The organism is Marivibrio sp., from assembly GCF_040218065.1.
GTDB lineage: Bacteria > Pseudomonadota > Alphaproteobacteria > UBA8366 > Aestuariispiraceae > Marivibrio.
The window spans coordinates 616,888-640,444 of sequence record NZ_JAVJQE010000013.1 but is presented as its reverse complement, the minus strand read 5'-3'; the positions used below and the strand labels follow the sequence as shown (position 1 = coordinate 640,444).

Here is a 23,557-nt window from a genome sequence, read left to right as displayed (position 1 = left end):
CGGAGGCTTACCCTTCCGCGAACAGCATGATCAGTAGGAGCCGGTCCGGCGTCGTCCCGTCCGTCGCCGCGGGATACAGCAGGCGCAGGTAACGCAGCCACGTCATGTCGGAGACGACGACGCGCCCGATGCTGGCGCGCGGACGGCGCTGGTCCAGGCAGGCGGCGTACTCGTCCAGGATCGACCGGCGGGCCTCGCCCACCAGAATGTCGCTGATCCGCGCGCCGCGCAGGGTGCGCCGGGCGACCTGCTGAATCGTCTCGCCGACGAAGCGGTAGACGAAATCCGGCGCGCCGTCCTCACCCTCCATCCGGTCGAGATAGGCGAGCGAGGGCATGAGGGCCGCGAAGCGCGTCACGTCGAAGCGCCGCCAGTCGATCACGCCGCCGGAGGAGAGCGCGTCGAGCTCCGCGGCCGCCTCCTCCAGCCTGGCGGCGCTGACGGCGTCGGCCAGCGGGACGGCCCGCGTCTCGCCGCGGCTGACCGCATCCCGCGGCGCGCCTTCGCGGTCGAGCAGCCGGGCGAGGGCGCCGGCGTCAAGCGGCTTCAGCCGCCGGAGGCGCCTGTCGCTTCCGTCCGTCACAGCGGCAGGCAAAGCCGCAGCGCCTCGTAGATTGCGGCGTGGATGTTGCGGCTCGCGACCGCGTCGCCGATGCGGTAGAGGCGATAGGCGCCGTCGGGGTTGGTCGCGATCTCCTGCGGCTTCAAGGCCGTGAAGGCGGGGTAGTCGACCTCTCCCCGGTTGATCGAGCCTTCCTTCAGGTCGAAATAGAGGTCGTCGAGCGGCAGAGTGCCGTGCTCCACCACCAGCTGGTCGATCTCGCGCTCCTCCGTGCGGCTGGAATAGTCGCCGCCGATGGTCGCGACCAGGCCGTTGCCGGCGCGCTCCACCTTCAGGACCCGGCTGTTGATGGTGAGGCGCACGCCGTGGTCGGCGAAGCATTCGGCGTACTTGACGTGGTTGAGGCCGCCCATGTCCGGGGCGAAGAAGCGCTCGGGCGAGACGATCTCGAGCGCCGCGCCGCTCTCCGCGATCGCCTCGGCCGCCTGCATGCCGGGATGCTGGCCGTTGTCGTCATAGAGCAGCACCCGCTCGCCGGGCTTCACGTCGCCGGAGAGGATGTCCCAGCTGCTGACCGCCAGCTCCGAGCCGCTCTGCAGGATGTCCGTGTTCGGCAGGCCGCCGGTCGCGACGATCACCACGTCCGGCGCCTCGGCCAGCACGTCCGGGGCCTCGGCCAGCGTGTTGAACCGCATCTCGACGCCGAGCCGCTCGCACTCGGCCGCGCGCCAGTCGGCGATGCCGATCAATTCGCTGCGCCGCTTGGTGCGGGCCAGCAGGCGAACCTGGCCGCCGGGCGCGTCCGCCGCCTCGAACAGCGTGACCTTGTGACCCCGCTCGCCTGCGACCCGTGCGGCTTCGAGGCCCGCAGGGCCGGCCCCGACGACGACCACCTTCTTGGCCGCGCCGTCGCTTTTCGGGATCACCTGCGGGATCGTCGCCTCGCGGCCGGTCGCAGGATTGTGGACGCACAAGGCCTCGCCGCCCTCATAGATCCGATCGAGGCAGTAGGTCGCGCCGACGCAGGGGCGGATTTGCGCCTCGCGTCCTTCGGCCACCTTCTTTGCAATATGCGGGTCGGCGATGTGCGCGCGGGTCATGCCGACCATGTCGAGCTTGCCTTCCGCGATCGCATGGCGGGCGGTCGCGACGTCGTTGATGCGGGCGGCGTGAAAGACGGGGAAGCGCGTCTCGGCCCGCACCTCGCCCGCGAAATCCAGATGCGGAGCCGAGCGCATGCCCTGCACCGGGATCACCCGGCTGAGCGCCGCATCGGTTTCGATATGGCCGCGGATCAGGTTCAGGAAATCGACATGACCGGTTGCGATCAGCCGTCGGCAGATCTCCACCCCCTCGGCGCGCGACAGGCCTTTGTCCCAATCCTCGTCGGCGACCAGGCGCGCGCCGACGATGAAGTCGGGACCGACCGCCTCGCGGATGGCGGCGAAGACGCGTTTGGCGAAGCGCAGGCGGTTGTCCAGCGAGCCGCCGTAGTCGTCCTCGCGATAATTGGTCGCCGGCGACCAGAAGCCGTCGATCAGATGGCCGTAGCACTCGAGCTCGATCCCGTCCAAGCCGGCCGCCTGCATGCGCTCGGCCGCGGCGGCGTAGTCGCGGACGATGCGCTCGATGTCCCAATCCTCCATCGTCTTGGGAAAGGCGCGGTGGGCCGGCTCGCGCACCGGGCTGGGGGCGAGGACCGGCAGCCAGTCCGCCTTGTTCCAGTTGGTGCGCCGGCCGAGATGGGTGAGTTGGATCATCACCGCCGCGCCGTGCCCCTGGCATTCTTCCGCCAAGCGCTTGAGATGCGGGACGATTTCATCGCGATAGGCGTGCAGGTTGCCGAAGGCGGGCGGACTGTCGGGCGAGACGATGGCCGAGCCCGCGGTCATGGTCAGCGCAATGCCGCCCTTCGCCTTCTCCACGTGATAAAGACGATAGCGCTCGGTCGGAAGGCCGTCCTCGGAATAGGCGGGCTCGTGCGCCGTCGACATGATCCGGTTGCGTAAGGTGAGATGTTTCAGCCGATAGGGCTGGAGAAGGGGATCGGTGCTCGCCATCGCCTCGCCTCGTCGCTGGTTCTGACTGAGTAGAGCAAACCCCGCGCCCAGGCGCAAAGCGTCGGCGTCCGGCCTGCGCATTTTCGACTCTAAATCGCAAATAAAGTGAAGTACGCTTTTCTCGGGAACACGTGCAGATCGTTCAGGGAGGGACAGTCTCTATGGCCGGATCCATGGTCTACCGCACCCGGGTCGCCGATCTGTCGGCGCCGGCGATGAAACGGTTCGTGGAGGGGATGAACAAACTTCAGCCCATTCTGGACAATCGCGGCTTCAACGCCGTCGCAGGCTATCACGGCGCGCCGGGCTGGTACTGCTGGCATCACCAGCGCGCGAGCTGGTCGCCGCGCCGGGCGGTGCTGTTTCTGCCGTGGCATCGCGCCTATCTCTGGCATCTGGAGCAGGCGCTGCAGGACCAGATGGCAGGCGTCGCGTTGCCCTGGTGGGACTGGACCGTCCAACGGGACGTGCCGGACGCCTATGCGCAGCCGACGCTTTCGGACGGCGCGCACAATCCGTTGCACAATTTCCGCGCCCGCGCCCCGGCTACGGCGGACAACCCGGCGATCGATCATGTGACGACCCGGGCGCCAGGCCGGAATCCGCGCGGGCGCCTCGCGACCTCGCAAGAGATTGCGGATCTGTTGAAGAACGAGAAGGACTTCGCCGCCTTCTCAGACAAGCTGCAGGATTTTCACGACCGCGTCCACGTCTGGGTCGGCGGCGATATGGGGACCGTCGCCACCGCCGCGTTCGATCCGATCTTCTACGCCCACCACTGCATGATCGACCGCATCTGGTACCTTTGGCAGTTGGAGCACGGCGACCCGAAGTTCCCGCAGGAACTGCTCGACCTGCCGCTGCAGCCCTTCGCGAAAACGGTGAAGGACACGTTCGACGTCCACGATCTGGGCTATGAGTACGCGCTGAGCGCGACGCCCATCGAGATCAGCTGAGGAGGCTTCGCAATCATGACCCAGATCGTCACCATCGGACCCATCGCGCATCATTGCCCCGCCGACACCGAGCGCGTCGACCTGGAGATCTACGGCGTCGATCACTTCAAGCCGTCCTACGCTGCGATGGTGTTCGTGAACGATCCGGACGTCACGGCCGAGACGGCGACGCCCGATCGGCCCAGTTTCGCGGGCGAGTTCGCGGTCTTCGGGCACGCCACCTGCGTCGGCGACGAGGGACATTGCAGCCAGACGAAGACCGAGCGTCGCCGCTTCGACACCCGCCCGTCCAGCCCCCTCACGAAGGCCTTCAAGCGGGTGACGATCACCTCGGCCGCGCTTGCGGCCGCCGCAAAGGGGGAGGAGATGACGCTTACGATCGTCGCGTCGAGCGGTGATCCGGAGGCGGACGAACGCTACGCCCCGCTGCTCGACTGCACGGGCATGCAACTGGTGAGTTTCGGCTGAGCGCGCCTAACGCGGATCAGTCCCCCCGCGGATCAGTCCCCCGGCGGATCAGTCTACCGACTGTCCCGGGCGGGCCGCGGAGGTGGCGGGCGGCTTCTCGCCCGGCGCGCCGACGATGCGGAAGAGCACGCGCTCCAGCCCCTCGGCCATGCAGTTGAGCGTCGCCTCGTCGAGGCCGCCCAGCGCGTCGGCCAGCTGGTTCAGCGGGTCGTGCTTCACGATCTCTTCGGCTTCGTCGGTGAGGCGCAGCAGATACTGCCGGCGGTCGTTCGGGTCGCGCTCCTTCGCCAGCAGGCCGCGCTTGACCAGCAGCGAAATGGTCTCGGAGGCGGTCGCGGGCGCGATTTTCTGATAGCGCACCAAGCCCATCATCGTCGGGTCCGAATTGCGGGCGCGCTTCAGATAGCGCAGCACCGCCCACTGCGCAGGCGTCAGGCCGCGGTTGCTGGCGACCGTGTAGACCGATCGGGCCGCCTGATCGATCAGCAGCGCCAAGCCTTCCGGGCGCACCGCCTGACTGACCGGCGGACCCGAATAGCTCGTCTGCGGCTCCCGCGTCGAGAACCGACGTGTGGCGTCATCGTAGGAATTCATCGTCATTGGTTGTGACCGTCTGTCATTCCGCCGCAATGAAGGCGTCTCTTTTTCTTGCCGCGCCTACTCCCCGCGCGCGGCGCCTGATCGGGTTTTCGCTCCTTTGTTTTCCGACACTAACATATGTTGGAGCGCCTTGGCAGCATTTCGAGAGCCGAAAGACCGGAAAATGGGGTCGATTTCAACCAAATCATCCCAAATGCAGGGTGCGGGGCGGCTTTTCACGGGTGAAATCAAGCGTCAGTCGCCGCGTTCCGCGCTTTCTTCCGTCTGCGGCGAGGGGGCGCGGAGGCCGGCGCGGGCCTGCGCGAGCGCCGACTCGAGGACCGCCCGCTCGCCGATGTGATTGGCCAAAAGAAGAATGAGCCGGGCGTTGAGCTGGCGGCTTTCCGCGTCGGTGAGATCGCGGTGCGCCTCGATCAGGCGCGCATAGAAACCGTCCGGATCGTCGATGTTGGCGTCGGTGACGAGGGGCGGGGTCTCAGACATCCTCAGGCCTCCTTGCCGCGGGCGAGGGCTCGATCCTGCGCGGGCCGCAGACGCGTCGCCGAGAGCGTGCGGAACCGCGCGGCCGCGTGCTGGTCCGGTCGGATCAGATAGCAGGCCCCGGGCGTGAGGTCGTAGCGCGCGGCGACGAGGCCCTCGCTATCTTCGAAATCCCGCCCCATGACCAGCGCCTGCGCCGGGGGATCGAGGGCCGCTGCGGCCGCGTCGACGCTCGCGCCGTCGGGATCGTCGAGCGCCGGCGCGGCCAAGAGGACGAAGCCGTCGGCGCGTGCGAGCGCGCGCAGCAGCCAATCCTCTCGGCCCGCCGTGTCGCGGATCGGCGCGTCGAGGCAGGCGGCGCCGGGCCGCATCGGGGCGTCGAAGCGCTCCCCCGCCTCGTCCGGCGTCGTCAGCGGCGACGCCTCCAGCGACGCGGGCTGGGACAGCCGGCCGGAATTCACCAGCCGCCGGGCGAAGTCGAAGCGCGCGGCGAGCGCCAGCGTTGCGTCCCGGAAATCCCGGCTCGCCTGGCTCTTCGGCGTGATGAAGTCGGTCGCGCGGGTTGAGTTGGCGATGTTCTCGTCCGCGCCCCAGCCGCGCTCGACATCGTAGCTGTCGAGCAAGGCTTTCGGCGCCGCGCCGCGCAGCACCAGATCCAGCTTCCAGCCCAGATTGTCGACGTCCTGCACCCCGCCGTTGCCGCCGCGCGCGCCGAAGGGGGAGACCTGATGCGCGCTGTCGCCGACGAACAGGACGCGCCCGCTGCGGAACCGCTCGAGCCGTCGGCACTGGAATGTATAGACGCTGACCCATTCCAGCTCGAACGAGGCGTCCTCTCCCAGCATCGCCTTGAGGCGCGGGATCACGCGCTCGGGCTTCTTCTCTTCCTCGGGATCGGCGTCCCAGCCGAGCTGCAGGTCGATGCGCCAGACGTCGTCCGCCTGCTTGTGGAGCAGCGCCGATCGTCCCGGATTGAAGGGCGGGTCGAACCAGAACCAGCGCTCGGTCGGGAAATCCGCCGTCATCACCACGTCGGCGATCAGGAAGCGATCCTGGAAGACGCGCCCCTCGAAATCGAGGCCGAGGGCCTTGCGGGTCGGGCTTTTCGCGCCGTCGCAGGCGAGCAGCCAATCGACGTCCAACCGATGACGGCCTTCGGGCGTCTCGACCGTGACCCGCGCGGGCGTTTGTTCGTCGCCGGGCGCGACGTCGACCAGCCTGTTGCGCCAGCGCAGCTCGATCAGCGGATGGGCCTGCGCCGCCTCCACCGCCGCCATCTCGAAATGATACTGCTGCAGATTGACGAAGGCGGGCGCGTAATGACCGGCCTCCGGCAGCAGGTCGAAATCGTAGAGCTCGCGATCCTGGAAGAAGACGCGTCCCTTGCTCCAACGCACGCCCTTGGAGATCAGGCCGTCGGCCAACCCCAGCCGGTCGCAGATCTCCAGCGTGCGCTTGGACCAGCAAATGGCCCGACTGCCGACGCTGACCGTGTCGTCGTCGTCGATCACCACGACGCGCCGACCGCGCCGCGCCAGATCCAGCGCCGCGGTCAGGCCGATCGGCCCGGCGCCCACGATCACGACGGCGTGGCGGGCGGGGGGCTCAGCCCCCTCGTCCGGCGAGGGGGCGTAGTCGAACCGCGGATACTCGAAGGCTTGCAGCATATGCTGGCGTCCCCGGCTTTTGTCTTTTTCTTCTCTCCCTCTCCCTCTCCCTCTCCCCTTCAGAGGGGAGAGGGGGAAGAGCGGATCACCCTTTCCGCGCCGCCTCCAGCCCGGCCCACATCTCGCGGTCGCGCTCGGTCGTCCAGATCTGCGGGTCGACGGCGCCGCCGGCTTCCTGATAGGCGCGGGTGACGTCGAAGGGCATGCAATGGTCGAAGATGACCCAGTGACCGTATTTCGGCTGCATGTCCTCATAGGCGCGGGCGTAGACTTGGGCCAGATCCTCGCCCGCCTTAACGCCGGCCTCAGCGTGGGCGTAAAGGTCGCTCAGGAAGGCGCGGGTGCCCTCGATCGCCTCGCGGCAGTCCGCGTCCGTCTTCAGCGCCGCGCCGCGGCCGGGGATCAGCTGCTGCGGCCTCAACGCCGACAAGCGGTCCAGCGTCGTCGGCCAGTCCTTCAGATAGGCGTCGCCGGTATAGGGGGTGGCGCCGTACTCCACCATGTCGCCGGCAAAGCAGATCTTCTCCTCCGGCAGCCAGGCGACGATGTCGCCCTTGGTGTGGCTCCGCCCCAGATGCAGCAGCTGCACCTCGCGCCCGCCCATCCAGAGGGTCAGCTTGTCCTCGAACACGATGCTGGGCCAGGTCAGGCCGGGCACCGTCTCGACCTGATCGAAGAGCCGTGGGAAGCGGCCGACCTCGCTCTCGAAATCCTGCTGGCCGCGCTCGACGATGTTCTCGTAGGTGCCGCGGCTGGCGACGATGTTCTCGGCCTCGTAGGCGGCCGCGCCGAGGACGCGCACGGCGTGATAGTGGCTCAACACCAGATATTTGATCGGCGCGTCGGTGATCTGGCGGATGCGGCTGATCAGCTTCTCCGCCTGCACCGGCGTCGCCTGCGCGTCCATCACCAAGACGCCGTCGTCGGCGATGATGACGCCGGAGTTAGGGTCGCCTTCGGCCGTGTAGGCGTAGACGCCGTCGGCGAGCGGCTCGAAGGTGATCTCCTTCTCCTCGAGATCGGCGGTAGAGGCGAATGCGGTGGTGGACATTTGCGGGGTCTCCCTAAGGACGGGGTCGGGTCAGGCCGACCCTTCGTATTTGACGATGGTCTGATCGATCGCGCCGAAGATCGTGGCGCCGTCGCGGTCCAGCATCTCGATGCGCACCCGGTCGCCGAAGCGCAGGAAAGGGGTCTTCGGCGCGCCGTCGGCGATGGTCTCGATCATGCGGATTTCGGCGATGCAGCTGTAACCGAGGCCGCCGTCGGCCACCGGCTTGCCCGGCCCGCCGTCGGCGTCGCGGTTGGAGACGGTGCCGGAGCCCACGATCGTCCCCGCCGCGAGCGGCCGGGTCTTGGCCGCATGCGCGATCAGCGTGGGGAAGTCGAAGGTCATGTCGACGCCCGCCTCAGGCCGCCCGAACTCTTTCCCATTCAGGCTGGAGCGGAGCGGCAGATGCAGCTTGGCGCCGTCCCACGCCTCGCCCAGCGCGTCCGGCGTGACGGCGACCGGGGAGAAGGCGCTCGACGGTTTCGACTGGAAGAAGCCGAAGCCTTTGGCGAGCTCGCCCGGGATCAGGCCGCGCAGGGAGACGTCGTTGACCAGCATAACCAGCTTGATGTGGCGCGCCGCGTCCGCGACCGAGACCCCCATCGGCACATCGTCGGTCACGACGGCGATCTCCGCCTCGAAATCGATCCCCCATTCCTCGCCGGCCAGCGGGACGTCGTCGGCCGGACCCAGAAAGCTGTCCGAGCCGCCCTGGTACATCAGCGGATCTTCCCAGAAACTTTCGGGCAGCTCCGCGCCGCGGGCCTTGCGCACCAGCTCCACGTGATTGACGTAGGCGGAGCCGTCGGCCCACTGATAGGCGCGCGGCAAGGGGGCGCAGCACTCGACCGGATCGAACGGGACGACGCCTTCGGCCGCGCCGCTCTCGAGATCGGCCGCCAGGCGGCGCAGGTCCGGCTCGATCGCCGCCCAATCGTCCAACGCCGCTTGCAGCGTCGGCGCGACGGAGCCGGCGCGCACCGCATGGGAGAGATCCCGGCTCACCAGCGCCAGCGCGCCGTCCCTCCCGTGGTCTTTCAAAGTCGCCAGTTTCACTCCGCCGCCTCCGCCGTTTGGTCTTTGGGAGTCCAACTCCGGTGATAGTCGGGATTTTCCACGCCGGCGGGCAAGTCGCCGACCTGCAGCGGGTCGCGGGTGTCGACCATGACGGCGTATTCGTCGGTCGCCGTCTTCTTTTGCGTGAAGGCGTTTTTCAGCGCCTTCGGATGCGGTCCGTGGGTGAAGCCGCAAGGATGGAAGGTGACCATGCCGGCGTCGATGTTGTCGCGGCTGAAAAAATCGCCGGCGTGGTAGAACAGCACTTCGTCATAGTCGTCGTTGTTATGGAAGAAGGGCACCTTCAGCGCGCCCGGATCGCTTTCGAACGGGCGCGGCGCGAAGGTGCAGACCACGAAGCGGTTGGCGACGAAGGTCGTGTGCGCCGAGGGCGGCAGATGATAGCGGTCGCTCATCAAGGGGCGGATGTCCTTCACATTGATCCGCACCGGCGCCAAATCGCCCTTCCAACCGACGGCGTCCAGCGGGTTGAACGGGTAGGTGACGGTTGAGATTTCGCCCAGCCGGCGGATCTTCACCCGCCACTCGACGCCGGCCTCCGGGCCTTGGCGCTGGGCGTCGAAGGCCGCGTTCAGGCGGGGCGTGTCCAGCATAGCGGGGTCGAAGATGGCGTGCGGCCCGACCAGCCCCTTCTCGGGCAGCATGTAGGTCGAATTCGTGGCCTCGATCAGCAACGCCTCGATCGGGCCGTCAGTCTCGATCCGCCACATCGTTCCGCGCGGCAGAACGACGTAGTCGCCGGCGACGATCGCCAGATGGCCGAAGTCGCAGTAAAGATCCGCCTGGCCCGCGTGCAGGAAGATCAGCTCGTCTCCGTCTGCGTTGCGGACCAGATGGTCCATCGCGCCCCCGAAGCGCCAGAAGCGCATCTTGCAGTGGGCGTTATGCAGGAAGGTGGTCGCGTCCCAGGGAGTGCGGGCGGCCCGCTCGATCCGGTTCAGATCAAAGGCGCGCGGCTTGAGCGGCCCCTCCCAGCTGGTCCAAGCGGTCGGCGGATTGGCGTGATAGAGGTGCGCGGCCGGGCCGAAGAAGCCCTCCTTGCCCATCTCGCGCTCGTACGTGTCCGCCGGCAGGTCGGCGTGCGCCTGACGGGAGGCGCGGCCTTCAACCGTCTGGACCGGGATGTAGCGTCGCATGGCGTGCGGCTCCGTTGCGGTGAAGAAGCGGCGAGGCGACGTCCGCCCCGCGTCTGGGGGGCATGATAGTTTCAAGTGAAACGATGTCAACAAAGCGGACGAAGGGGCGGGGTTTTCAAAGGCTTGACGGGCTCGCTATAGTCCAGGCGGCGCGCGCCGTTCGGCGCACCGTCAGAGGAAAGTCGATTACGCCGATGAAACTCACGACCTATTTTCGCAGCTCCGCCGCTTGGCGCGTGCGCGCGGCCCTCGCGATCAAGGGCCTCTCCTACGAGTCGAGCTTCGTGCATTTGACCCGCGAAGGGGGCGAGCAGAAGCGTCCGGCCTATCGGGCGGTGAACCCGGCCGGCCTCGTCCCGTATCTGGAAGAGGGAGACGCGGCCTTCGGCCAGTCGCTGGCGATGATCGAATATTTGGAGGAGACCCGACCCGAGCCGCCTCTGCTGCCGTCCGATCCGGCGCCGCGCGCCAAAGTGCGCGAGCTGGCGCTGACGATCGCCTGCGAGATGCATCCGCTGAACAATCTGCGGGTGCTGCAGCATCTGACCGGCTCGATGGGCTTGAGCGAGGATCAGAAGCTCTCCTGGTACCGGCATTGGGTGGCCGAGGGGTTCGCGGCGGTCGAAGGCCTGCTGCCCGCCGATGCGCCGGCGCGCGGCGTGTGCTTCGGCGAGACCGTGACGCTGGCCGATCTGTGCCTCGTCCCGCAGGTCTTCAACGCCCGGCGCTTCGACTGCGATTTGACGCCGTATCCGAAGACGCTCGCGCTCGCAGACGCCCTGATGGCTCGTCCGATCTTCGCCGAGACGGCCCCCGCTCGGCAGCCGGACGCAGAGTGAGAGGAAGGCGGACGAGCGGCGGCGCTTGAGCGGCGGCGCCCGTCAGCGCATATAGCGGCCATGGAGGCGCTTCTAGAGGACCCCGTCGCGCTGATCACCGGCGTCGTCATTTTCGTGGCGGCGGCGCTTGCCTTCTGCCATGTGCTGGTCACTAAGCGCGACAGTCGCGGGGCGGTGGCCTGGGCCGGCTTGATCCTGTTCGTGCCTGCGCTGGGGGTCGCGCTTTACTACATCTTCGGCATCAATCGGGTGCAGCGCCGCGCCGGGCGGCTCGAAGGGTTGCGTGCGTCGGGGGACGCCGAGTCGGGGGATGAGGAATCCGACACGGCCGCCGTGCGCGCAGCCCTGCCCGAAGACCGGGTCTATCTGAATCACATCGCCCGCCGGGTCGACCGGCTGGCGACGCGTCCGCTCGTAGCCGGCAATCTGATCGAGCCGTTCGACAGCGGCGACGCCGCCTATCCAGCGATGCTGGCGGCGATCGACGCGGCCGAGCGTTCGGTCGCGCTCTCCAGCTACATCTTCCGGCACGACCGAATCGGCGATCGCTTCGCCCAGGCGTTGGAGCGCGCGTGCGACCGCGGCGTCGCGGTGCGCGTGCTGGTGGACGGCGTCGGCGCGTTCGCCGACATGCAGCGCATCGTCCGCCACCTGCGCCGCGCCGGCGTGCCGACCCAGCGCTTTCTCTACAGTCTGGTGCCGTGGCGCATGCCGTATCTCAACATGCGCAACCACGCGAAACTGCTGATCGCAGACGGGCGCGTCGCGTTTACGGGGGGCGTGAACATCAAAGACGCCTGCCTGTTGGAGCAGTCGGGCGAGGGCGGTGTGGCCGACGTGCATTTCCGCCTGCAAGGCCCGATCGTCGCCCAGGCGATGGAGCGCTTCGCCGCCGATTGGCGTTTCACCAGCGGCGAAAACTTGTCCGGGCCGGCGTGGTTCCCGACATTGTCGGCCGCCGGCGCCATGCTGGGCCGCGGGATCGAATCCGGGCCCGATTTCGACGAGAATCCGCTGCGCTGGACGCTGCTCAGCGCGATTACGACCGCGCGCCGGTCGATCCGGATCGCCACGCCTTATTTCCTGCCGGACGAGACGGTGTTGAGCGCGCTCCGCCTCGCCGCCGCCGGCGGGGTCAAGATCGACGTCGTGACGCCCGAGACGCTGGACCACAAACTGCTGCAATGGGCCGCACGCTCGGAGCAGGAGACGACGCTGGACGCCGGCGCGCGCGTCTGGCTCTCCCGTCCGCCCTTCGATCACGCCAAGCTGATGACGGTGGACGGCGCGTGGTCGCTGATCGGCTCAGGCAATTGGGACATGCGCTCGTTGCGCCTCAATTTCGAATATGTCTGCGAGGTCTATGACGAAGGATTCGCGCGGACGATCGACGATCTGATCGACGCCCGCATCGCCCGCTCCCGCCGCCTCGACCGCTCGGAGCTGTCCGAACGTTCGCTCCCGATCAAGCTGCGCGACGGGGCGGCCCATCTGCTGCAACCCTATCTCTGAGACGCCGAAAGAAGCGGGGGCGCGCGCCGAAGCGCGCGCCCCCTCAGTGCGTCGCAAGAGCTCCGCTTCTCAGTCGCCTGCCGTGGGCGTCAGCGGAATGATCTCCGAATAGATGTGCGAGAGATTGAACGGGGCGAAGCTGTTCTTCGGATAGCTGCCGCCCGACTTGAACAGCGCATGACAACTGAAGCAGTTAGGCGCGAAGCTGTCCATGTAGGTGTAGGTCTCCATCGTGGTGTTGTAGAGCTTCAAGGATCCGCGTAGATCGTCCGCGGTCGCCTTGTTGGGGATCGGGGCCAGCCCGTCGGTCGCGCGCGGGCTGTCGATGTTTGTCCAGATCCCGCCGTTCTGCACGTAGTTGGCCCGAACGTCGCCCGCGTCGGCCAGCAACGCGATCATGTCGGCGTTGAGCGTGATCAGGCGCGAGTTGTTTAGCGCGATCGCCGTCTGATCGGCGCTCGACATGCGGCTCATGTCGTTGGCGTTGGCGCTGCCCCAGGGGCTGTCGCGCACCGTGCTGGACGCGACGATCCCGCCTTCGCAGCGCGGACTGTGGTTCGTGCCGTAGACCGGCTTGCCGCCGGCGTCGACGGCGGCGATGCTGCCGGCGGGCACGCCGATCGCGGCCGCCTTCTTGGCGTCGAGCTGGATCATGCATTCCTTGTTGGCGTCGCTCGGCGTCGCGCCCGCTGCGCGCAGGATGAAATCGCCGCCGGCCTGATAGGCCTGCGTCTTCGGGGTCGGGTTCGCGAGCGAGCCGGTGTTGTAGACGAAGGCGTTGTTGGGCGCGTTGTCGACATGCTCGAAGGTCGCCCAGACGAATTCCGGATGATCCAGAACGGTGCCGACGACATGCACGCCGGTCAACGCCAGCTCCTTAGGTTCCGTCCCGTCCGGCGTCCACAGCGTCGTATCGCCCGAAGAGATCGGCGAGAACTTCGGCACGGTCGCCTGGATCGTGACGTACCGGTCCTTGTCGACCGTCGCGGCGTCCACCCAGGAGGTCTTCAGCTCCATCGTGAGCGTCTGCGGCGAGTTCAGCGTGACGCCTGGGAAGGCGGTTTGCATAAAACCCTGAAGCTGTGTCACGTCGTTCGGCCCGATGGCGAAATCCACGATCGATCCGAAATACGAGCCCCGATCGGCCGTCTTTTGGGCGGTGAGGAAGTAACCGTAGAACTCGTTCACGTGCACGCCGTAGTAGAGAAGCGATCCGCCCTGCGACATCAGCACGCCCGAGCTGCCGGCCTGCGCCAGCTCCTCGATCTCCTCGAACTTCTGGTTGCGCAAGGCCAGCTGCAGCGCGCTCGACCCGTCGTTCGGGATCAGCCGCCGCACGGTCTCCTTGCTGGCGGAATCGTACGTCTCCGGCGAGACGTCGAAGAACTCCGAGCCGGTCATGACGACTCCGTCAGCCTCCGGCGAGGCGAGCCAGAGAAACATCTGCGCGCCCCACTTGTAGAAGTCGCAGATATCGCTGTCGTTTGGGAACGTCAGGCTGTCGGCCGCGTTGACGGCGCCGTCGGCGGCGATCGTCCCATTCGCGAACCATCCGGCCAGGTCGCTCTCCGACAGGGTGCAGTCAGAGACGGCGTCAGACGGAATGGCTAATTGCGCCGCCGCTGGCGGTGCGCTCGCCACGCTGATCGCCAGGGCGGCGCCGGCCAGGGCGGTCGTGAGTCCGGTAAAGCGTTTGAACATCGGTCTTCCCCCACGGTTTCGAATATGCGGGAGAAGGGTACACGACTTTTAAGCGCGTTATCTGAAAAATACGCGATAAAGTGATATGCGCACGCGACTTCGCCTTAAATCAGCCCGTCGCTCCGCAGGCTGACGGTCTCCCGCCGGCCGATGATGATGTGGTCGTGCAGCCGGATGTCGATTTTCGCCAGCGCGTCGCGCACCGCGTGCGTCATGACGATGTCGGCCTGGCTCGGCGTCGGATCGCCGGACGGGTGATTGTGCACCATGATGAGCGCGCTGGCGCCGAGCTCCAGCGCGCGTTTCACCACCTCGCGCGGGTAAAGCGGGGTGTGGTCGACGGTGCCGGTCTGTTGGACTTCGTCGGCGATCAGCCGGTTGCGGTTGTTGAGGAACAGCAGCCGAAACCGCTCCACCTTGTCGCGACTCATCGCCGCCCGGCAATAGTCGACCACCGCGTCCCAGGATGACAGGACGTGCCCCTCTTCCACCTCATGCTTGAGCAGCCTTATCGCTGCCTGCTGCACCGCCTTAAGATGCACGGCCGAGGTGAAGCCCATGCCGTCCACGGCCTGCAAGGCCTTCAGATCCGCCGAGATCACATCGCCGAACCCGCCGAAGCGCTTCAGCAGGGCCTTGGCGATCGGTTTCACGTCGCGCCGCGGGATCGCGCCGCACAGCACCAGCTCCAGCAATTCGTAGTCCGGCATCGACGCGCCCGCATCCCCCGCAAAGCGAGCGCGCAACCGATTTCTATGCTCATGGTAGTGCGGCTTGGCGCGGCTCTTCTCGGGCTGGACGTCGTCGGCCATCGGGGCGCCTCGTCTCGTGCGGAAGCCGCGCTCAGCTCTCGTAAGGCGGCTGGCGCCAGCCCTTGGGGGAGAGCGTGAAGATCTCGTAGCCGTCGGCGGTCACGGCGATCGTGTGCTCAAACTGCGCGGAGAGCGACTTGTCCTTGGTCACCGCCGTCCAGCCGTCATTCAGGATCTTCACCGGATGTTTGCCGGCGTTGATCATCGGCTCCACCGTGAAGAACATGCCTTCCTTCAACTCCAGCCCTTCGCCGGCGCGCCCGAAATGCAGCACGCTGGGGGCGTCGTGGAACACGCGGCCGATCCCGTGGCCGCAGAAGTCCCGCACGACGGAGAAGCGGTGAGCCTCCGCGTGCTCCTGAATCGCGGCGCCGATGTCGCCGAGACGCGCGCCGGGCTTCACGACCTCTATGCCCTTCATCATGCATTCGTAGGTGACGCGGGTCAGATTTCGCGCTTTGACGGGCGCCTTTTCGCCGACGAAGAACATCCGGCTCGTGTCGCCGTGCCAGCCGTCGAGAATCACGGTGACGTCGATGTTAAGGACGTCGCCGTCCTTGAGCTTCTTGGCGTCGTCCGGAATGCCGTGACAGACCACGTGGTTGAGGCTGGTGCAGATCGATTTCGGGAAGCCGCGGTAGTTGAGCGGCGCGGGCGTCGCGCCGGCCGCGGTGATGTAATCGTGGCACAGCCGGTCGAGTTCGCCCGTGCTGACGCCGGGGCGAACATGTTCGGTGATGAAGTCCAGCACCTGCGCGGCCAACCGCCCGGCGCGGCGCATGCCGTCGAATTCGGCCGCGCCGTGAAGCTTAATGCGCCCCGCTTCGCTGTTGTATATCTTGTTCATCGACCGGTCTTTCCCGAAGCTTCTTCGGCGCGTCGTCGGTCCGCCGCGCCGTTCACCGTTGGTCCGCAGCCCGCAAGCCCGCCGGGCCGTTACAGCGCCGTTGCGAGCGGACCATTCAGTTCTATGCCCTCGGGCGCAACAAGACAATCGTAACACAAGACTTCGACGCCCGCCCCCGTCGCCTGGGCGAACGCGTGGGCGTAGGCCGGGTCGATGTCGTCGGCCAAGCGGAAATGGGCGCAGTCCGCCCGCTGGACAAGATAGACCATTACGGCGCGCTCTCCCGCTTGCGCGCGAGCGGCCAGCTCGGCCAGATGCTTGGCGCCCCGCGCCGTCACGGCGTCCGGAAACTCGGCTGCGGCAGGGTCAGGCCCTTCGGGCCGACGCAGCGTGACGCTCTTCACCTCGACATAGCAGGGCGGCGCGGTCCGGCTCTCCAACAGCAGATCGATGCGGCTGTTCGCGCCGTATTTCACCTCCCGGCGCAGGCTCTCATAGCCGGCGAGCGGGGCGATGCGGCCCGCCGCGATCGCCCCCTCCACGATCCGGTTGGCGAGCCCGGTGTTGATGCCCACCGGATGCGCCGCGCCGTCGATCGTCTGCGTCGCGATCTCCCAGCGCCAGTCGAGCTTCGCCTTCGGGTTCGCGTTGCGGGCGAGCCAAACGGCGGATCCCGGATCGGCCAAGCCGATCATCGAGCCCGGGTTGCCGCAATGGGCGACCACGCTCTCGCCCGCGCCGTCCGCCCCGAGCGCAACGTCGGCGAGAAAGCGTTTGTAGCGTCGCAGCAGCCGGCCTTCGACCAGAGGGGCGGGGTAGCGCAGCATACCGGCGGACGAGGCGACCCGGGGCGCGTCAGCCGTCCTTCTCGGCCTCGCGCCGCGCCTCTTCGGCCTCGATCAACTGCACCATCCGCTCGTAGCTGATAGCGCCGGGGATCAACGCATCGCCGACGATCAGCGCCGGCGTACCCGTCACGCCGATCTGTTGCGCCAGCTGGCGGTTGCTTTCCAGATAAGCGGCGATGTCTGGGTCGCCCATGTCGGCCTTCAGCCGCTCGACGTCTAAGCCGAGCGCCGCGGCCTCGTCGTAGAGCTTCTGTTCCGTCAGCTGCCCGCGCATCCCCATAACCGCGCGATGATAGGCGAAATAGGCGCCCTGCCTTTCGGCGGCCAGGGCGGCCCGCGCCGCCACCTCGGACATCGGCCCCAGGATCGGGAACTCCTTGAAGACGATCTTCAAATCCTCGCGCGATTCCGCCAGCTTCACCATGTCCGGCAGGATCTGTTTGCAGTAGCCGCACTGGTAGTCGAAGAACTCGACCAGCGTGATCGACGCGTCGCCGGGACCGTGCGTGGGCGCGCGCGGATCGGCGTACAGCTTGTCGGCGTTCTGCGCGAGCGCGGCCTGGCGGCGCGCCTGCTCCTCGGCTTCCTGGCGCGCTTGCAGACGATTGACCGCCTCAAGAATGATCTCCGGATTGTTGAGGATGTAGTCGCGCACCAGCGTCTCGATCTCCGTTCGTTCGGCGTCGGACAAACCTCCGGGCTGCTGCGCGACGGCCGGGCCGGCGGCCGGGGCGGCGAGCGTCGCGACGAGGGCGAGGGCGCCGAAGAGGCGGGGGAGGGGGCGGCGAAGGGGCATGGCTCTCGATCCTTGGCTGCTGCGGTGATCGGCCTGTGCAAGCTAAGCGAGCGCAGCCTCGCGGCCAAGCCGCTTCACGCAGGATTTACCGTGTCCCGCAAACGCGTCGCCCGACCGGGTCTCGGCGACTCCGACCCTCGCCGGACAGGCGCGAGGAGGCTCACTCATCGCGCCGCTGACGCTCTTCGACCTGCAACGCGATGTCCTGGGCGCGCAGCCAGCTTGCGCCGTGTTCGGGCAGCAACTCCATCGCGCGGTCGGCGTGCGCCTTGGCTTCCTGGTTTCGGCCGCCGCGAAAGCTGCGTTCCGCCTGGGCGAGCGCCACCTGTCCCATGTCGCCCAACCGATTGTAGGCGGCCGCGGTGAGGCGCCACAATTCGCTTGAGTCCGGTTCATAGCGGCGCGCCTTGATCAGATGGTCGAGCGCCTGCTCCTCCACGCCGCTGCGGTTCTGCTCCAGAAGCGCGCGGGCGAGCTGAATGCGGATCAGCGCCGCCCAAGGCAACATCTGCACCGCTTGCTCGTAGGGCTCTACCGCCTTCTCGACCTGGCCCGTGTTGAGGTAGATGTCGCCCTTAAGTTCGTAAAAGAACGGGTCGTTGGGGAAGTCGGCGATCAGCCCCTCCGCCAGCCGCAACGCCTCGTCCGGCTTATAATCGCGCATGTAGGCGACGGCGCGGGCGTAGCGCGCCGGCACGTCGTCGCGGGTCGGGCCGTAATCCTCCAATGTGCGTTGAGGGTCCTGAATGTAGCCGGCCAGCTTCGCCTTTATGCGGTGATGCAGGTCTATGTACTCCTGCGGCATGTCGGCGTTCTCGACGGGCCAAGTCTCCAGCTGATTGCGCACGAAGGCCAAACGGTCCTCGGTGACCGGGTGGGTCTGTTCATAGGGGTTCGCGCCCGCGCTGTAGAGCTTCGCGCGGCGCTGCAGCTTGACCAGGATTTGCTCGTAGCCTTTCGGGCTCAGGCCCGCGGCCTTCAGAAAGTCCATCGCCGCCTGATCGGCCGCCCGCTCCATGTCGCGGGTGTAGCTCAGCATTGAGCGTCGACCGATTTGATCGCCAAGCGAGACCGCCGCGCCGACGCCGCCCGGCTCGCCCGCCGCGATCGCCGCCGCGCCGCCCAGGATGAGGGCGGCCAGCGACTGAATCTGGGCGTTCTCCAAATTCTCGCGAAAGCGGGCCAGATGGCCGCCGGTGATGTGGCCGACTTCGTGCGCCAGCACGCCGATCACCTCGCCCGGCCCGTCCGCCGCCGTCAGCAGGCCGGTGTGGATGAAGATGTTCTGGCCGCCGGCGACGAAGGCGTTGATCGCGTCGTCCTTCACCAGATGGATGCGCACCGACGCGGGATCGAGGCCGGCCGACTCGAAGATCGGCGCCAGGTAGACGCGCATGGCGTTTTCGGTTTCCGTGTCGCGCACCAGACTCATGCTCCGGCCCTGCGCGTGCAGGTCGGCCGGCGCGGCGAGCGCGAAGGCCAACGCGGCGGCGGCCAGCGCGCTCAGCCGGCGCCGCCCGCGCCGCGCCGTTCGCGCATTGACTGCGCTCCGCCAGAAGGTAGAAAAGCGCATGAGTATCCAAGTCCCTGATTTCCGTCGCCGCCCCGCTAATCTAGTGTGTCCCGCGATGACCAGCAAACCGCGCCGCGAAAACGCCTTATTCGACCGCCTGAAGCGCGCGCGGCTGCTGCGCGCCGTTGTGCTGACGCTCGCGCTTCCCCTGGCCGCCTGCGCCGGGGACGGCGAGGAGAAGGCTTCTTTCGGCGAGGTCGGCTATATCGAAGGTTTCTTCGGCGGCCTCTCGGTCGACGAGCCCAACGCAGCCCTTGTCGGCCGCGACGTGCTGACCGCCGGCGGCACGGCCGCAGACGCGGCGGTCGCGATGGGCTTTGCGCTGTCGGTCACCTATCCGTCCGGCATAACGTTGGGCGGCGGCGGCTCGTGCGTGGTGCATGACGCGACCTTGGGCGTGACGGAGGCGCTGGATTTCATCGCGCGCCCCGGTTCCGGGCCGGCCGGCGATCGCCCGACCGCGGTGCCGGCCATGACCCGCGGCATGGTCGCGCTGCATGCGCGCTACGGACGACTCGATTGGCGTAGGCTGGTCGCTCCTGCGGAGCAGTTGGCCCGCCTCGGCCATCGCGCAAGCCGCGCTTTCGCGACCGAGTTGGCCCCGGCCGCGGGCGCGCTCTTCGCCGATCCCGACTTGCGCGAGATTTTCCTGCGCCCCGACGGCCGGCCGGTCGGCGAGGGGGATCGCTTCACGCAGCTTGATCTCGGGGGATTGCTCGCTCGCATCCGCACGCAAGGCGGCGGCGTGCTCTACACCGGCGCCTTCGCCGATCGTCTGGTCGAGGCCTACCGAGCCGCCGGCGGCTCTCTGACGCGCGAGGACCTGCGAAGCTTCATTCCCGAGTGGCGCAGCACGCTGTTGATTCCCTTCGGCACGGGGGAACTTCACGTCGCGCCGCCGCCTGCGCAGGCGGGTCCGGTCATGGCGCAAAGCTTCGCATTGTTGGCCGCGGACGATCGCTACGCCGACGCCAGCGACGGCGAGCGGCCGCATCTGCTGGCCGAGGTCTCCAAGCGCGCGCTGGCGGATCGCCGCCGCTGGCTGGGCGCGGATCTTTTCGCCGCCCCAGACGCCGCATCGCTGATCGCCGAGGCGCGCCTTGCGAGGCTTTTTGCGGGCTACAGTCCGATCGACGCGTCCGTACAGGCGCCCGACGGACCGCCCCGGGATCTGGTCGAAGCGCCGGCGGGCGCCGGCTTCGTCGTCGTCGATCGGGAGGGGATGGCGGTCGCCTGCGAACTGACCAACTATTATCCGTTCGGCACCGGACGGGTGGTTGAGGGGACCGGCATAATCCCGGCCGCCGCGCCGACGGGACGGGGCCGCAACCCGCTGTCGCTCGGACCGGCGGTCGCTGTCGACGCCACCAGCCTCGCCTTCGAATTCGCCGTCGCCTCCGTCGGCGGCGCCTTCGCCCAGGCGACGTCGACGCAGCTGTCCGCAGACGTGCTGCTGCGCGGCCTGGGGCCGCGCGAGGCGATCGCTCTGCCGCGCGTGCTGGGCGTCGATGCGCCGAACTTGACCGTTTTGGAGAGCAATGCGCCGGACGGCTCGCAGGAGGCCGCGATGGCGGAGGCGCTGCGCATCAGCGGCCACGAGGTGCAGCGCACCGACTGGCCGGCGCGCGCCAACCTGGTGCACTGTCCGTTCGGTCTGCCGAACCCGAACCGCGGGTCGTTTTGCGCGGTCGCGAACGATCCGCGGGGCTTCGGTCTGGCGGTCACCGCCGCGGACGAGAGCTGACGCGGCCCGCTCCTCTAATGCCGGAGGTCCTGCGATGGCGTTGAAGATCGGAAGCCGCGGCGCGATCCCGCCCTTCATCGTGATGGAGGTTATGAACGCCGCCGCCGAGCGCGAGGCGAGCGGCGGGGCCGTCTACCATCTCGAGGTCGGCCAACCGGGCACGCCCGCGCCGAAGGGCGTGATCGAGGCGGCTCACCGCGCCCTGGATCAGGAGCGCATCGGCTACACGGTGGCGTTGGGCGTGCCGGCGCTGCGTCAGGCGATCGCGCGGCATTACAGCGACTTCTACGGCGTCGACGTGCCGGCCCGGCGGGTGGTCGTCACCACCGGCTCCTCCGGCGCCTTCATTCTGGGATTTCTCGCCGCCTTCGATCCTGGCGACCGGGTCGCCTTGGCCGCGCCGGGCTACCCGTGCTACCGGCATATCCTGACGGCGCTGGGGATCGTGCCGGTCGAGATCGAGACGGGTCCGTCGGAGCGCTACCAGCCGACGCCCGAGAAACTCGACGAGGCCCGCGCCGAGGGCGAGATCGACGGCTTGATCGTCGCCAGCCCCTCAAACCCGACGGGCACGATGCTGGACGAGCCGGCGATGCGCCGCCTGGTCGACTATTGTCGCCGCGAAGGGATTCGCCTCGTCTCGGACGAGATCTATCACGGCGTCACCTACGACTTCGCAGCGACGACGGCGGCGGCGCTCTCCGACGAGGCGTTGATCGTCAACAGCTTCTCGAAGTACTTCTCCATGACCGGTTGGCGGCTCGGCTGGATGGTGGTTCCTGAGGATCTGCTGCGCCCGATCGAAAGCCTGGCGCAGAACCTCTTCATCTCGCCGCCGACCTTAAGTCAACAGGCCGCGATCGCCGCCTTTGACTGCCATGAGGAGCTCCAGGGAAACTTGCGGCGCTATGCTGAGAGCCGCGCCCTGCTTCAGCGCGAATTGCCGAAAGCCGGTTTTACGGAGCTCGCGCCCGGCGACGGCGCCTTCTATCTCTATGCGGACATCGGCCACCTGACCAACGACAGCCAGGATTTCTGCGCGCGCATGCTGGCGGAGACCGGTGCGGCGGCGACGCCGGGCCTCGATTTCGACGGCGCGCGCGGCCATCGCACCATGCGGTTTTCCTACGCCGGCGCGACCGAGGAGGTTGCAGCCGCCGCGCAGGCGCTCAAGCGCTGGCTCGCCTAGATCACGCCCGCTTCGAATCGGAGGCCTCGCCGGGCGCCGTCACCTTGCCGTCGGCCGAGAGCACCACAGCGATGGCGCGGGTCGGCTCGAACTGCGCGCAGATCAGCATCGCGATCGCCATGAACGGGATCGAGAGCACCATGCCGACGATCCCCCAGATCGATCCGAAGACAGCGAGCGACAGCAGGATCACCAGCGGGCTGAGATTGAGCGACCGGCCCATCAACCGCGGCTCGATCACATTGCCGACCGTCACCTGAACCCCCGTCAGCACGCCCGCCGTGACCAGGAAATAAACCGGATTCGGGAACTGGATCAGCGCCAAGACCGAGGGGAAGGCGACGCCGACCAGCGAGCCGACATAGGGGATGAAGTTTAGGATGAAGATCAGCACCGCCCAGAAGCCGGCGAAATCGACCCCGACGATCGCCATCACCGCATAGCTGAACAGACCCGTCAGCGCGCTGACCAGCGTCTTCAGGCCGATATAGCGCTGAATGTCGCGGCTGATGCGTCGCACCGTGGCGCGCACTCGCTCGGCGTCGTCCTCCTTGCGGAAAAGCGCGTTGATCTTGAGTTTGAAGGTCGCTTGCTCAAGCAGAATGAAGACGACGTAGAACAGGATCGTGAAGATGTTGCCGGCGACCGCCGTGATCTGCGAAGCGGCGGTGCGCAACACGCCCGCGACGTCGATTTCCTGCGCCAGGCTTTGCACGCTCGGCAGGGCGTCGACGCCGAGACGTTCGGTCCAGCTCTTAAGCAGCGCCTGGATGTTCTGCTGGTAGTTCGGGGCCCGCTCGGTGACGGCGGCGATGTTGCTCGCGACGATGTCGCCCAGCAGCACGAGGGCGCCGATCATCACGCAGATCGACACGCTCATCCCCGCCCACATCGGCAGACGGCGACCGCCGACCTCGAACGCGCAGAAGCGCGCCGTCATGCTGTCCAGCAAGATCACGATGAAAACGGCGATCACGAAGGGCAGCAGGATCGACTGCGCCTCCACCATGACGTAGATCGCCAGCGCCGCCAGCGCAAAGGAGGCGAAGACGGCCAGAACCGCGCTCTGGCGGCGGCCTTTCGCCTCGTCGTCGGAACTCGCCGGTGTGTCGCTCATGCTGTGCGTCGCCTTTGCGGACCGCCGGGTCTGGCGGATCTTTGCGGGTCGTCATGACGACCGGGGGCTCATGCATTCGGGCGGCGGGCCGTTTCGACCCGCCGCCCGCCGCAGAGCGTCATCCGCGCCCGCCTGGAGGATCGGTCGGCGGTTCAGCCGTTCGAATCCGAACTGCCGCGGCGATAGGCGACGCCGCAGTGTTTCTCGCAATAGGGCTTGCCCGAGACGGCCTCGCCGCCGCAGAAGTGAAATTCCGCGCTGCCGGGATGGCCGATCGGCCACTGGCAGGTGCGCTCCACCGTGCGGATCATCGGGGCCGGCTCATGCCGGCGGATCGGCGAGGGGCGGGTCGACAGGCCCAGCCGATGCGCCTTGCCGATCACCGCGTTGCGGGTGACGCCGCCCAGGCGCTCCGCGATCTGCCGGGCGGTGTACCCGCTCAGCCACATGCCCTTGAGGGTCGCTACGCGCTCGTCCGTCCATTCCATCGTTCGAAGACCTCGCCGTCGGTTGCGGGGTTCG

Annotated in this window: 22 protein-coding genes; 6 read left to right on the top strand and 16 right to left on the bottom strand. The window is 67.7% G+C overall.

All coding sequences use genetic code 11. The features are described 5' to 3' along the window. Positions 1-7: 7 nt before the first annotated feature. The gene (locus RIB45_RS14880) at positions 8-583 is read right to left on the bottom strand and encodes a PAS domain-containing protein (RefSeq protein WP_350051185.1); all 576 of its coding nucleotides are present in this window, start codon (positions 581-583) and stop codon (positions 8-10) included. Continuing rightward, positions 580-2,622, bottom strand: a complete 2,043-nt coding sequence (locus tag RIB45_RS14875) for an oxidoreductase (protein WP_350051183.1) — start codon at positions 2,620-2,622, stop codon at positions 580-582. Before RIB45_RS14875 ends, RIB45_RS14880 begins: the two co-directional genes overlap by 4 nt. A gap of 161 nt (positions 2,623-2,783) precedes the next feature. Between RIB45_RS14875 and RIB45_RS14870 the strand changes: the two genes are divergently transcribed. Beyond that, positions 2,784-3,578 (top strand): tyrosinase family protein, encoded by a 795-nt coding sequence (locus tag RIB45_RS14870; protein ID WP_350051182.1) that lies wholly within the window; start codon positions 2,784-2,786, stop codon positions 3,576-3,578. Between the two features lie 15 nt (positions 3,579-3,593). Beyond that, positions 3,594-4,046: a hypothetical protein gene (locus tag RIB45_RS14865; protein WP_350051181.1), complete on the top strand. Its 453-nt coding sequence runs from the start codon at positions 3,594-3,596 to the stop codon at positions 4,044-4,046. Between the two features lie 48 nt (positions 4,047-4,094). Here RIB45_RS14865 and RIB45_RS14860 read toward each other — a convergent pair whose 3' ends face one another. The 6 genes from RIB45_RS14860 to RIB45_RS14835 form a co-directional block, all read right to left on the bottom strand. Then, positions 4,095-4,646 (bottom strand): MarR family winged helix-turn-helix transcriptional regulator, encoded by a 552-nt coding sequence (locus tag RIB45_RS14860; protein ID WP_350051180.1) that lies wholly within the window; start codon positions 4,644-4,646, stop codon positions 4,095-4,097. A gap of 234 nt (positions 4,647-4,880) precedes the next feature. Then, complete coding sequence (locus RIB45_RS14855; protein ID WP_350051178.1) at positions 4,881-5,129, bottom strand: DUF2783 domain-containing protein; 249 nt, start codon at positions 5,127-5,129, stop codon at positions 4,881-4,883. Between the two features lie 2 nt (positions 5,130-5,131). Then, on the bottom strand, positions 5,132-6,793 hold the full coding sequence (locus tag RIB45_RS14850; RefSeq protein WP_350051177.1) for an FAD-dependent oxidoreductase: 1,662 nt from the start codon (positions 6,791-6,793) through the stop codon (positions 5,132-5,134). Between the two features lie 85 nt (positions 6,794-6,878). Further along, on the bottom strand, positions 6,879-7,844 hold the full coding sequence (locus tag RIB45_RS14845) for an MBL fold metallo-hydrolase (RefSeq protein ID WP_350051176.1): 966 nt from the start codon (positions 7,842-7,844) through the stop codon (positions 6,879-6,881). Between the two features lie 30 nt (positions 7,845-7,874). Then, positions 7,875-8,900, bottom strand: a complete 1,026-nt coding sequence (locus tag RIB45_RS14840) for a fumarylacetoacetate hydrolase family protein (RefSeq protein WP_350051174.1) — start codon at positions 8,898-8,900, stop codon at positions 7,875-7,877. Continuing rightward, positions 8,897-10,057, bottom strand: coding sequence for a homogentisate 1,2-dioxygenase (locus RIB45_RS14835; RefSeq protein ID WP_350051173.1), 1,161 nt, complete (start codon positions 10,055-10,057; stop codon positions 8,897-8,899). The genes RIB45_RS14840 and RIB45_RS14835 overlap by 4 nt, the downstream gene beginning before the upstream one ends. A 194-nt stretch (positions 10,058-10,251) precedes the next feature. Here RIB45_RS14835 and maiA point away from each other — a divergent pair, with 194 nt between their 5' ends. Together maiA and RIB45_RS14825 are read left to right on the top strand one after the other, a co-directional pair. Then, positions 10,252-10,896 (top strand): maleylacetoacetate isomerase, encoded by a 645-nt coding sequence (gene maiA / locus RIB45_RS14830; RefSeq protein WP_350051172.1) that lies wholly within the window; start codon positions 10,252-10,254, stop codon positions 10,894-10,896. 60 nt (positions 10,897-10,956) lie between these two features. Then, positions 10,957-12,408, top strand: a complete 1,452-nt coding sequence (locus tag RIB45_RS14825) for a phospholipase D-like domain-containing protein (protein WP_350051171.1) — start codon at positions 10,957-10,959, stop codon at positions 12,406-12,408. A gap of 69 nt (positions 12,409-12,477) precedes the next feature. On the opposite strand, the gene RIB45_RS14820 is transcribed toward RIB45_RS14825, so the two are convergent. From RIB45_RS14820 to RIB45_RS14795, 6 genes are all read right to left on the bottom strand, one after another. Next, positions 12,478-14,109 (bottom strand): hypothetical protein, encoded by a 1,632-nt coding sequence (locus RIB45_RS14820; RefSeq protein WP_350051169.1) that lies wholly within the window; start codon positions 14,107-14,109, stop codon positions 12,478-12,480. A gap of 104 nt (positions 14,110-14,213) precedes the next feature. Continuing rightward, positions 14,214-14,921, bottom strand: a complete 708-nt coding sequence (gene radC, locus RIB45_RS14815) for a RadC family protein (protein WP_350051168.1) — start codon at positions 14,919-14,921, stop codon at positions 14,214-14,216. A 31-nt stretch (positions 14,922-14,952) separates the two neighbouring features. Next, positions 14,953-15,768, bottom strand: a complete 816-nt coding sequence (gene map / locus RIB45_RS14810; RefSeq protein ID WP_350051167.1) for a type I methionyl aminopeptidase — start codon at positions 15,766-15,768, stop codon at positions 14,953-14,955. A gap of 89 nt (positions 15,769-15,857) precedes the next feature. Beyond that, positions 15,858-16,595: a DNA/RNA nuclease SfsA gene (gene sfsA / locus RIB45_RS14805; protein WP_502882573.1), complete on the bottom strand. Its 738-nt coding sequence runs from the start codon at positions 16,593-16,595 to the stop codon at positions 15,858-15,860. Between the two features lie 28 nt (positions 16,596-16,623). Beyond that, positions 16,624-17,412, bottom strand: coding sequence for a DsbA family protein (locus RIB45_RS14800; RefSeq protein WP_350051165.1), 789 nt, complete (start codon positions 17,410-17,412; stop codon positions 16,624-16,626). 160 nt (positions 17,413-17,572) lie between these two features. Continuing rightward, positions 17,573-18,985 carry a M48 family metalloprotease gene (locus tag RIB45_RS14795; RefSeq protein ID WP_350051164.1) on the bottom strand — a complete coding sequence of 471 codons (1,413 nt, stop codon included), beginning with the start codon at positions 18,983-18,985 and terminating at the stop codon, positions 17,573-17,575. A gap of 55 nt (positions 18,986-19,040) precedes the next feature. Between RIB45_RS14795 and RIB45_RS14790 the strand changes: the two genes are divergently transcribed. Beyond that, complete coding sequence (locus tag RIB45_RS14790) at positions 19,041-20,729, top strand: gamma-glutamyltransferase (protein WP_350051162.1); 1,689 nt, start codon at positions 19,041-19,043, stop codon at positions 20,727-20,729. Positions 20,730-20,763: 34 nt separating this feature from the next. Beyond that, the gene (locus RIB45_RS14785) at positions 20,764-21,918 is read left to right on the top strand and encodes a pyridoxal phosphate-dependent aminotransferase (protein ID WP_350051160.1); all 1,155 of its coding nucleotides are present in this window, start codon (positions 20,764-20,766) and stop codon (positions 21,916-21,918) included. A gap of 1 nt (position 21,919) precedes the next feature. Here the strand turns inward: RIB45_RS14785 and RIB45_RS14780 are convergent, their stop codons facing one another. Then, on the bottom strand, positions 21,920-23,035 hold the full coding sequence (locus RIB45_RS14780; protein WP_350051158.1) for an AI-2E family transporter: 1,116 nt from the start codon (positions 23,033-23,035) through the stop codon (positions 21,920-21,922). A gap of 152 nt (positions 23,036-23,187) precedes the next feature. Then, entirely contained in the window at positions 23,188-23,523 is a 336-nt protein-coding gene (locus RIB45_RS14775) for a GcrA family cell cycle regulator (RefSeq protein ID WP_350051157.1), read from the bottom strand. Positions 23,524-23,557 lie beyond the last annotated feature (34 nt).